The organism is Candidatus Dadabacteria bacterium (genome assembly GCA_026706695.1).
Taxonomy (GTDB): Bacteria; Desulfobacterota_D; UBA1144; order Nemesobacterales; family Nemesobacteraceae; genus Nemesobacter.
The window spans coordinates 63,639-73,851 of sequence record JAPOYE010000016.1; the positions used below are offsets into that span (position 1 = coordinate 63,639).

Annotated in this window: 6 protein-coding genes; 4 read left to right on the forward strand and 2 right to left on the reverse strand. The window is 51.6% G+C overall.

The window, feature by feature from the left end; genetic code table 11:
- Window positions 1-18: 18 nt before the first annotated feature.
- Window positions 19-4,617, reverse strand: a complete 4,599-nt coding sequence (gene gltB / locus OXG10_01520; protein ID MCY3826046.1) for a glutamate synthase large subunit — start codon at window positions 4,615-4,617, stop codon at window positions 19-21.
- Between the two features lie 148 nt (window positions 4,618-4,765).
- Here gltB and OXG10_01525 point away from each other — a divergent pair, with 148 nt between their 5' ends.
- Entirely contained in the window at window positions 4,766-5,107 is a 342-nt protein-coding gene (locus OXG10_01525; protein ID MCY3826047.1) for a hypothetical protein, read from the forward strand.
- Here OXG10_01525 and OXG10_01530 read toward each other — a convergent pair.
- Complete coding sequence (locus tag OXG10_01530; protein MCY3826048.1) at window positions 5,104-5,889, reverse strand: biotin--[acetyl-CoA-carboxylase] ligase; 786 nt, start codon at window positions 5,887-5,889, stop codon at window positions 5,104-5,106. The genes OXG10_01525 and OXG10_01530 overlap by 4 nt on opposite strands.
- Before the next feature lie 76 nt (window positions 5,890-5,965).
- Between OXG10_01530 and OXG10_01535 the strand changes: the two genes are divergently transcribed.
- The 3 genes from OXG10_01535 (at window position 5,966) to OXG10_01545 (ending at window position 10,011) form a co-directional block, all read left to right on the forward strand.
- A complete protein-coding gene (locus OXG10_01535; GenBank protein ID MCY3826049.1) occupies window positions 5,966-6,571 on the forward strand; it encodes a CPBP family intramembrane metalloprotease in 606 nt (201 codons plus the stop codon).
- A gap of 71 nt (window positions 6,572-6,642) precedes the next feature.
- A complete protein-coding gene (locus OXG10_01540; protein MCY3826050.1) occupies window positions 6,643-8,382 on the forward strand; it encodes an NAD+ synthase in 1,740 nt (579 codons plus the stop codon).
- Window positions 8,383-8,760: 378 nt separating this feature from the next.
- Window positions 8,761-10,011, forward strand: a complete 1,251-nt coding sequence (locus OXG10_01545) for a cache domain-containing protein (protein ID MCY3826051.1) — start codon at window positions 8,761-8,763, stop codon at window positions 10,009-10,011.
- The last annotated feature ends 202 nt before the right edge of the window (window positions 10,012-10,213 follow it).

The following is a 10,213-nucleotide window of genomic DNA, read 5'->3' on the forward strand; positions in this document are numbered from 1 at the left end:
TCCGTCAGAGCTTCCGTGTCAGTTTCCGCTTACGCGCGCGAGATCTCGTTTGTTTTCCTCAAAAGCCGCCATAAGGGCTTCGTCACCCGAAAGACCGCTCTGTTGCGCGCGGTTTATGTGCTCGAGCATTCTCTTGTAGTCTTTCGGTATTACCTTAACGAATCTGGGAAGACTCCCGGACCAGTTCTCCAATATCCGCCGCGCTATCTCGCTTCCAGTGTACTCAAGATGGTTCCTTATCATCCCAAGAAGTTCCGCTTCGTCATTCTCCTCCACGAATTCAAGGAACACGGATTCGGTATTGCACCTTCCGTGGAAACCCCCCTCGGGATCGTAAACATACGCCATGCCGCCCGACATCCCGGCCGCAAAATTCCTCCCGGTCGAACCCAGCACCGCAACGCGGCCCCCGGTCATGTATTCGCAGCAATGATCCCCGACAGCCTCCACCACGGCGCGGACTCCGCTGTTTCTCACGCAGAACCTCTCCCCGGCAACACCTCTCACATAGGCTTCCCCTCCGGTGGCACCGTAGAACGCTACGTTCCCGATTATTATATTCTCCTCCGCAACGAAGGTGGACTCCTTCGGCGGATAAATGATCATTTTCCCTCCAGAAAGCCCCTTTCCCGTATAGTCGTTCGAGTCACCCTCGAGAATAAGCGTCATGCTCTTGGGAACGAAGGCTCCAAAGCTTTGACCCGCCGAACCAGAGAAATGAAGCCTTATCGTATCCTCCTCAAGCCCGTCAAGGCCGTATCTTCTCGTAAGCTCGCTTCCAACTATGGTCCCTACAGTTCTGTTAACATTCTTTATGGGGACATCGGCGCGGACCTTCTCTCCCTTTTCAATCGTCGGGCGGCATATATCCATCAGGACAGTTTCGTCAAGAGAGTTCTGTATGCCGTGGTCCTGTTCGATCTGGCAGTAGGTTCCCCAGTCCTCGGGAACTTCGGGACGGAAAAGGATGCTGCTTACATCTATGCCTTTGGCCTTCCAGTGATCAAGCGATTCTCTCATCTCGAGGCAGTCCGTTCTGCCTATCATCTCGTTTACAGTCCGGAAGCCCATCTTCGCCATTATTTCGCGGAACTCAGTGGCGACAAAACGCATGAAATCTACCACGTGCGCCGGATCTCCAGTGTATTTCTTTCGAAGCTCGGGGTTTTGCGTGGCAACTCCCACGGGACAGGTGTCAAGATGGCAGACCCTCATCATTATGCATCCGAGAACTATGAGCGGAGCCGTGGAAAACCCGTACTCCTCGGCACCCAGAAGTGCCGCGATGGCCACATCCCTTCCGGTTTTCATCTGACCGTCCGTCTCAAGAACCACCCTGCTTCTAAGGTTATTAAGAACAAGCGTCTGATGCGTCTCGGCTATGCCCAGTTCCCAGGGAAGTCCCGCGTGGTGTATGCTGCTTTGCGGGGATGCTCCCGTTCCCCCAGAGGTTCCGCTTATGAGTATCACGTCCGCATGACCCTTCGCCACGCCGGCGGCTATGGTACCGACGCCGACCTCGGAAACCAGCTTGACGTTTATCCTCGCGTGCTTGTTCGCGTTTTTAAGATCGTAGATGAGTTGCGCCAGATCCTCGATCGAGTAGATGTCGTGGTGCGGGGGAGGCGATATGAGGCCCACTCCCGGAGTCGAGAGTCTCACCTTGGCTATCCACGGGTAAACTTTTCTCCCGGGAAGCTGTCCGCCTTCACCCGGCTTCGCTCCCTGGGCTATCTTTATCTGTATCTCGTCCGAGTTCACCAGGTATTCGCTCGTGACGCCGAAACGGCCGGAAGCAACCTGCTTTATGGCGCTTCTTCTGAGATCCCCGTTCGGATCGGGGGTATATCTGTCTGAATCTTCTCCCCCCTCGCCCGTGTTGCTCTTGGCTCCTATTCGGTTCATCGCGATGGCAAGGCTTTCGTGGGCCTCCTTGCTTATCGCCCCGTAGGACATAGCCCCCGTCTTGAACCTCCTGCATATGCTCTCGACCGACTCCACCTCGTCAAGCGGCACGGGATTGTCCGAGTACTTAAGCTCCATCAGGCCGCGGAGGGTAAAATGTTCCTTTTCCTCGTCGTTTGCAAGCTTCGTGTATTCCTTGAATTTCTCGTAGCTTCTCGTCTGGCAGGCTTCCTGAAGCTTGTGCACTGTGCGCGGGTGGTACATGTGACGCTCTCCGTCGGGTCTCCACCTGTAAACCCCTCCGGTCTCAAGCGTCGCGGTCTCAACATCCCTTTCCGCGTAAGCCTTGGAGTGACGTTTTATCGATTCCTCCGCTATAACGTCAATTCCCACTCCCTGTATACGGGAAGCCGTCCAAGTGAAGTATTTCCCGACAAACTCGGTATTTAGCCCGAGGGCCTCGAATATCTGGGCCCCGTGGTAGCTTTGCACCGTGGAAATACCTATTTTGGACATTATTTTCACTATGCCCTTCACGAGACTCTTCACGTACCCGGAGACCGCTTCCTCGTAAGATATGCCCACAAGCATATTCTGGTGGATCATGCCGTTTAGGGTCTCGTAAGCCATGTAGGGGGCGACGGCGCTTGCGCCGTAGCCTATAAGAAGCGCCATGTGATGAGTCTCCCTCGGCTCGCCCGATTCAACAACGAGCGCCGCGCGCATCCTGTTTCCGTTTTTTATCAGGTGGTGGTGAAGCCCCGAGACCGCCAGCAAGGCGGGAATGGGGGCGTTCTCAGCATCAAAGTCCCTGTCCGAGAGAACCAGGATGTTGGCACCCTTTTCTATGAGTTCATCGGCGCGGGCGAATATCCCGGAGAGCGCCTCCTCTAGCCCCTCATCTCCCTTTTTAGGATCAAAAAGGGTGGGGATTACTTCGCAGCGGAACTTCTCCCCGCGAACGGTTTTCAGTTTTTCGATTTCCGGGTTCGTAAGAAACGGGGTCTCAAGTTCTAATTTCTCGGAGCTTTTCGCCTCGGGACGGAGTATGTTGGCCGTCTTGCCCAGCGTGACCATGGTCCCGGTTATAAGTTCCTCGCGTATGGCGTCAATAGCGGGATTTGTGACCTGAGCGAACATCTGCTTGAAATAGTTGTAAAGAAGCTTCGATTCGTCAGAAAGCGCCGCAAGCGGGGTATCGACTCCCATGGCACCCACAGGTTCGACCGCGTTTTTCGACATCGGACCCAGAAGAATGCGCAGATCCTCGAAGGTGTAGCCGAAAACCCTCTGCCTCGTAAGAAGCGTTTCGGAGTCATACTCGGGCGGAGTCTCCGCCGGCTCTCCTTCCATAATCCCGGAGAAGCTCTCCATGTTTTCCCTGAGCCACTTTCCGTAGGGTTTTTCCGTTGAAAGTCTCTCCTTGAGTTCCGTGTCGCCAACGATGCGGCCTTCACGCGTGTCTATAAGAAGCATCCTTCCCGGGAGCAGGCGACCCTTGTAGCTCACCCTCTCGGGCGGTATGTCGAGGACTCCCACTTCTGAACCCAGCACCACGGTGTCGTCCTTGGTAACGTAATATCTCGTGGGACGAAGCCCGTTTCTGTCAAGCACCGCTCCCACTTTCTCGCCGTCTGTAAAAGCTATGGAAGCAGGACCATCCCAGGGTTCCATAAGGCAACTGTGAAACCTGTAGAAATCCTTTTTCTCCTCGGACATGCTCTCGTGCTTTGACCACGGTTCGGGAATCATCATCATCACGGCATGCTCTATGGAGTAGCCCGACAGGCAAAGAAATTCCATCGCATTATCGAAAGAGGCGGAATCGCTTCCCTCGGGAGCTATCACCGGGAAGATTTTTTCTATGTCGTCGCCGTAGAACTCGGATTCCAAAACGGCCTGCCTTGAGTGCATCCAGTTTATGTTCCCACGAAGCGTGTTTATCTCGCCGTTATGTATCACGTATCTGTAAGGGTGAGCTCTGTCCCAGCTCGGAAACGTGTTCGTGCTGAAACGCGAGTGCACAAGCGCTATTGCACTTTCCATGAGATCAGACATGAGGTCCGGGAAATAGGGCACAAGCTGCCAGGTAACAAGCATTCCCTTGTAAACTATTGTCCTCGATGAAAGGCTCGTCACGTAAAAATGCTCGTCGCTCCCCGCGGTCTTTATTTCGTTCTCCGCGCGCTTTCTTATTATGTAGAGCCTTCTCTCAAAATCGTCCCCGACGGGGGTCCCGTCTCCCCGGCCGATGAATATCTGCCTTATCCCGGGCTCACACCCTAGAGCGGTCGCGCCCAGAGAGGAATTGTCGGTCGGAACGGTCCGCCAGCCCAAAATGCTCTGGCCTTCCTCGGTGACTATATCCTCAAGTCTCTTTTTCGTTTTCTTCTCAACAGATGGATCCGGAGAGAGAAATATCATTCCGACTCCGTAATCCTCTTCTGACGGGAGAGTGATTCCCTCAGATTCCAAGGCATCGACGAAAAACGCGTGGGGTTTCTGGAACAGTATTCCGGCACCGTCTCCCGTGTTCGGCTCGCATCCGCAGGCCCCGCGGTGCTCCAAGTTTTTTAGGACGATTATAGCATCGCGGATTATGGAATTCGACCTGACGCCCTTAACGTTAACAACGAATCCTATTCCGCAGGAATCGTGTTCAAACGCAGGGTCGTAAAGTCCCCTTTTTTCGGGAAGTTTCTTAAAATTCATATAACTGTCCGCCTGTTGTGTTGTTATGAAAAAACAACGCGAGAGCTGATGCCGGCGTAAGCAACCTCTTCAGACGCCATCGTACAATTATAACATAAATCCGAAACTCCGCACACGCACCTCCCACGGTTATAATAAACAAGGAAAGATGGCAATTAATCCCCAGAAAATCAAAGAGAAAAAAGACCCTGAAAGCATAATCCTCTCTTTCCACATGGAGTCAAGCGCGACTTTGTGGAACAGGATATTCGAGGGTTTTTCCTCCGAGATGGTCCTCGTGAGCAGGTTCGAGGGAAAGAACAGAAAGGCTCTCGACATACTCTACAGATTCGGCTCCATCGTCGCAGAAAAATATGGGAAATGCGCCGTAGAACCCAGGGTCTACGGAATAGTCATAAAAAAAGACGTAAGCGACGAACCCGAGGAGACGATAAACGAATGGATGGACCTGATGCGCAGGCTTCGCCACGAGATAATCGAGGTGCTCTAAAAAACCGTATCTCCCGTAATCACCTTGCGAAGGTCGCCTTCATCCGTTCTCAGATAAAGAAATCCATTTGCATCGACGCGTTCCACGACTCCGCTTACAACCTCTCCCGAGACGTCTACGGATATCTCCTTTCCCAGAAATCCCCACATCTCGATCCACGTATCCACAATCGCCCCTGTCCCGCGGCGACGAAACTCCCCGTAGAACCGGTCAAGGGTGTTAATAAGCTCCGCGCAGAACTTCTCCCTGTTAACTTCCTCTCCGAGGAGTATAGAAAGAGAGGTGGTTTTCTCTGAAATATCCTCCATTTCGCGGCGGATGAATTCCTCGGGCAAATTGAGATTAACCCCGATGCCGATCACAAGATAGTCGATAGCGCCGCCGGAGGTTCCAAGTTCCGTGAGCACCCCCGAAATCTTCTTTCCGCCAACAAGAATATCGTTCGGCCACTTTATCTCGGCGTCTACTCCGTAAGTTGAGAAAACCTCGACAAGGGCGCAGGACGCAAGGAAGGTAAAGACGGAGGATCTCTGCGGGGATACCTCCGGGCGAAACAAGGCGGAGAGATAAAGATTCATGCCCCCGGGAGATACCCACTTTCGCCCAAGCCGTCCCCTACCCCCGGTCTGCGAATCGGAGACCACTACCGTTCCGTCCGCGTCTGAGCCTTCCGCTACGAGTTCACGCAGGACGTCATTTGTGGAACCTAACTCATTGAAAACAAAAAGCTGCTCGCCAACTTTTTCCGCCTGAAGATGTTTTCTTATTCTCGAAATTTCCATGCAGATAAAGCACCCCTTTTGCGCGATATTCAAGTATTATAGTCGGAACTCCCGCTCAAGAAAAAAACTCGGTTCCGTGAAACGACTTCTTTCGAAAAACCTTGCGATACCGTTTGCCGCCTACGGGGTGGTGATAGCGGCGATCATAATCTCAAGAGCCGCGATTGGCCGTGAGTACGCCCTTTTGCTCTCGGCGGGGTTCATGCTCTGGGTTCCGTTCCTGCTTGACCGCGGCGCGGTGGATGTTTTGAGGTTTGATCCGCGGGGACTGGTTCGGGGAGCGGTAATTTCTATTGCGGTGCTTTTCTCCTACCTGGTCTGCCTATATCTTTTTTCAGCCTACTTGGGAAAAACGGTCAAGTTCGTTGAACCGACGGCACTTTTCGTGCTCACGCACCTTGTAGTTATAGCGTTTCCCGAGGAGTTTTTCTTCAGGGGATACCTTCAGAGAACTCTCGGCGGCGGATGGGGTGCGATTATTGCGGCAAGCGTGCTTTTTGCCTTGGCGCATCTTCTCGTGATCTGCGTATTCTCCGGTGGGAGCTACTGCGCGCAGAACGTCCTCACCTTTTTCCCTTCGCTTGTCATGGGGTATCTGTACATGAGAACCGGAAACATCTGGTCAAGCGTCTTCTTTCACTTCGCCGCAAATATCGTTTACCTGTCTTTTAGGCTTGCTTAGTCAGAGTCTCCCTTAAGTCTGCAAGCCGTAGAATTCTCGAAATATCCTGCGGTTACAAGTATAGTTTTCAGATGAAACAGTTGCGGACCGGGCTCTCCCAGATCAACCCGAGCGTGGGGAACATAACCGGAAATACGAAGAAAATAACCAAAGTGATCGAGGCGGCGCGAGGTCTCGATATAGACATTTTGTGTTTCCCCGAGCTTTCCGTGACCGGCTATCCCCCCGAGGATCTCCTTCTTAAACCTGAGTTCATCGACGACAACATCCGGGCGCTTGACGAAATAAAGAAGTGCTGTCCGGACAACATGGTCGTCATAGTGGGCTTTGTCGATAAAAAGGATGACATATTCAACTCGGCAGCCGTAATCCAGAGAGGGGAGCTAATCGACGTATACCACAAACTCCGCCTTCCCAATTACGGAGTGTTCGACGAGAACCGCTATTTCCAGTCAGAAAGACGGTTTCCCGTTTACTCCATGGGAAAAATGACTTTCGGGGTCACGATCTGCGAGGACATATGGTATCCCGGAGAACCTATAAGAAGCCAGGTTCTGCTAGGAAACGCCCAGATCATATTCAACCTCTCGGCTTCACCCTACTACATGGGGAAACCTCTAGCTAGGGAAAGGATGCTCGCCACAAGGGCGGTTGACTACAACACAATAATAGCCTACTGCAACATGGTCGGCGGGCAGGACGAGCTTGTGTTTGATGGAAACAGCATGTTCATAGATGAAAAAGGCAACATCGTCGCCACTGCGCGACACTTTGAAGAAGACCTGCTGGTCTGCGACGTTAACACCGAAAGGGTTTACAAATCAAGGCTTAACACTCCGACCATAAGAAAGACAAGATACGAACTTTCCTTCGAGGAAAACCAGCTCGAAACATTCACGCTTAAGACTACGAAAACAAAGCGGAAAGTGAAAATCCCGGGGAAACAGACTGATCCTTCTGGAGATCCTCTAAAATGCGCCTTCTCGGCACTTGTTCTCGGCACCGGGGATTACATAAGAAAAAACGGCTTTGAAAAGGTGGTGATTGGGTTAAGCGGCGGGATAGATTCTTCGCTTACAACCGTCATTGCCACAGAAGCCGTCGGACCCTCAAAAGTCGTCGGAGTTTCCATGCCTTCAATGTACAGTTCCAAGGGAAGCGTCACTGATGCGAAAAAGCTCGCGCACAATCTCGGAATCGAACTTTTAAGCATTCCCATAGAAGACGTCTTCAGGTGCTACGAGGAAATGTTCGCCGAGTTTTTCTCCGGAATGGAGTCAGACGTAACGGAAGAGAACATCCAAGCGAGGATAAGAGGAAATATCCTCATGGCGCTTTCAAACAAGTTCGGGTGGCTCGTGCTTGCCACATCGAACAAAAGTGAACTCGCGGTCGGCTATTCTACCCTCTACGGCGATATGTCAGGGGGATTCGCGGTGATAAAGGACGTGCCCAAAACCATGGTTTACGAACTTTCCCATTATTACAACCGTCTTCGGGGAAAGCAGATAATACCAAAATCAGTAATTGAAAAACCCCCTTCAGCCGAACTTTGCCCCGACCAGAAAGACATCGACTCGCTTCCCGAATACGACACGCTCGACAGGATACTGAAAGCCTATGTGGAAGACGGCCTCGGGGTCGACGACATAGTAAAGCTCGGGGAGAAAAGAAGCGTCGTGCGGAGAGTAATCAGAATGGTTAACACCAACGAATACAAAAGAAGGCAGAGCGCTCCAGGGATAAAAATAACGTCCCTTGCCTTCGGAAAGGACCGTCGCTTCCCGATAACCAACCTCTACAAAAAATAAAGACTCCAGCATGATGAGTTTGCGGAGGTTCGGTGCCCGCTTGTTTACTGTTCAACTTGATTCATGAGGAGACGTACATCAGTGCATATGCCTACATGACGTAAATCCGTGTCGATTTTTTCAATAATTGATCGGCCCCTACAGTCAGCTTCCGCCATACCGGTCAATTTCAGAGCGAAAATCACAACCAGCCCCAATAGACTACTGCGGGTTCGGGTACAAAGAAGCAGCAGGGAGATTCAGAAAAAGTCCTGACTCTGACCCGGCTTTTAAAGAAACTCCTATTAGAAACAGGATCATCCAGTATTTATGATATAATGCGGAAAAATGCTTGGGCGAATTCAAAATTCACCTAACTCAGGCAAAAAGGAGAATATTATGAAAAGTTTAAGGCTAATGGTTTTTTTCTGTTCCGTGCTGGGGCTGCTCGGCGTTTTTTCCTACATGTTCCCGGCCTTTGCACATCAAGATGATCCTCATTCCCCTCCTTCACCTATACCTCTAACTTCAACCGCCTCGGATGTAACCGCGGACAGGTCAAATTTACCAACTTTTGTAGGACACGCGGCAGCTCATCTTGCGCGGGTCACGACCTTTGCAGAAGCAACCGAACTCGTTGACGAGTTCAGGAAGATTGGGGACTGGAATGACGGTTCCACATACCTTGTTCTTCTTACGGGCGGCGGCGGCGTACAAGCCCACATGGACAACAGGGAGCTTGAAGATGAGGACTGGTCCATGCTTGAAGACGACCGGGGGAACATGGTTGGACAGGGCTTTCTAAACGCGCCACTCCTGACTGGAGGGTTTGTCGACTACTACAACGACGGAGACAAGAGAAGCTACGCGATCCCGTTTACCGATCCCTTCACCATGCAGCCTTATATCCTGATCGGCGGTTTCGACCTGCAGCCCGAGGTTGACAAAATTCCCTATGAACAACTGCCCGGCGCCGAGACAATAACCCCCTCCATAACAGCCGAGGAGGTCGATACCAGGGAAGAACTGAAAATGTTCGTGAAAGCGGCGATTGATTTCTTCGGCAGAGCTCTGGAGGATCCCGAAATCGATCTAGTAAAAACACGGAAGCTCTTCAGGGCCGAGGATGGACCTTGGAGACACGTATCGACCTACATCTGGATCATGGATGACGAAGGCAACGTGATCTTTAACGGGGGAAACAGAAATATTGAGCAGACAAATCTGCTGCGAGGCCAGAACCAGACCCTGGTTGACATTATTGAAAGACTCATAGAAGCGTCAAAGAAAACAGAGGAAGACGAGCGCTTTGTCAATTATGATTGGGACGATCCGGCTATAGAAGGAGACGAAGCCCCCGGCGGTGGCGCCGGCGGTTCCTCGCCCAAGTTGGGTTATGTCGAACCCTTTCCTAATCCCTTTAATCCCAGTCAAATCTTCATCTTTGGTTCTGGACTTTACTTAGGATCGGAGACACCAGAAATGGAGACACCGGAAACGGAGACGCCGGAGATGGAAACTCCAGATGACGGAGGGTGCGCAATCTCGGGAACCCGAAATACGACTCAAAGCAGCCTGCTCAACCTGTTTCTGGTTATGTCAGTCCTGTTTTTGGCAGCTTCATTTAAAAGACGCCCGACTCTAGGATAAAAGCAAAACCGGTTTGGTATTTCTTCAACCCGAATTTCACCTTCTCAAAAGCCGGTGGAGTTCGGGTTGATCCGGTCTAGTTCAAGGTTACGTGAATACGTAAAAGACCGTAGCAATGATCAAAGAGGATGGAGGAATTATATCTACCCCCCCCCAGTACCTTTCTAAAAGCTTGAATTAAGCAAAGAAGTTAAATCAAGTT

Excerpts from the sequence above, each read along its gene's own strand:
- OXG10_01540 (MCY3826050.1), top strand. The coding sequence starts at position 6,643 with ATGAAACAGTTGCGGACCGGGCTCTCCCAGATCAACCCGAGCGTGGGG.
- OXG10_01530 (MCY3826048.1), bottom strand. The coding sequence starts at position 5,889 with ATGGAAATTTCGAGAATAAGAAAACATCTTCAGGCGGAAAAAGTTGGC.
- OXG10_01545 (MCY3826051.1), top strand. The coding sequence starts at position 8,761 with ATGAAAAGTTTAAGGCTAATGGTTTTTTTCTGTTCCGTGCTGGGGCTG.
- gltB (MCY3826046.1), bottom strand. The coding sequence starts at position 4,617 with ATGAATTTTAAGAAACTTCCCGAAAAAAGGGGACTTTACGACCCTGCG.
- OXG10_01525 (MCY3826047.1), top strand. The coding sequence starts at position 4,766 with ATGGCAATTAATCCCCAGAAAATCAAAGAGAAAAAAGACCCTGAAAGC.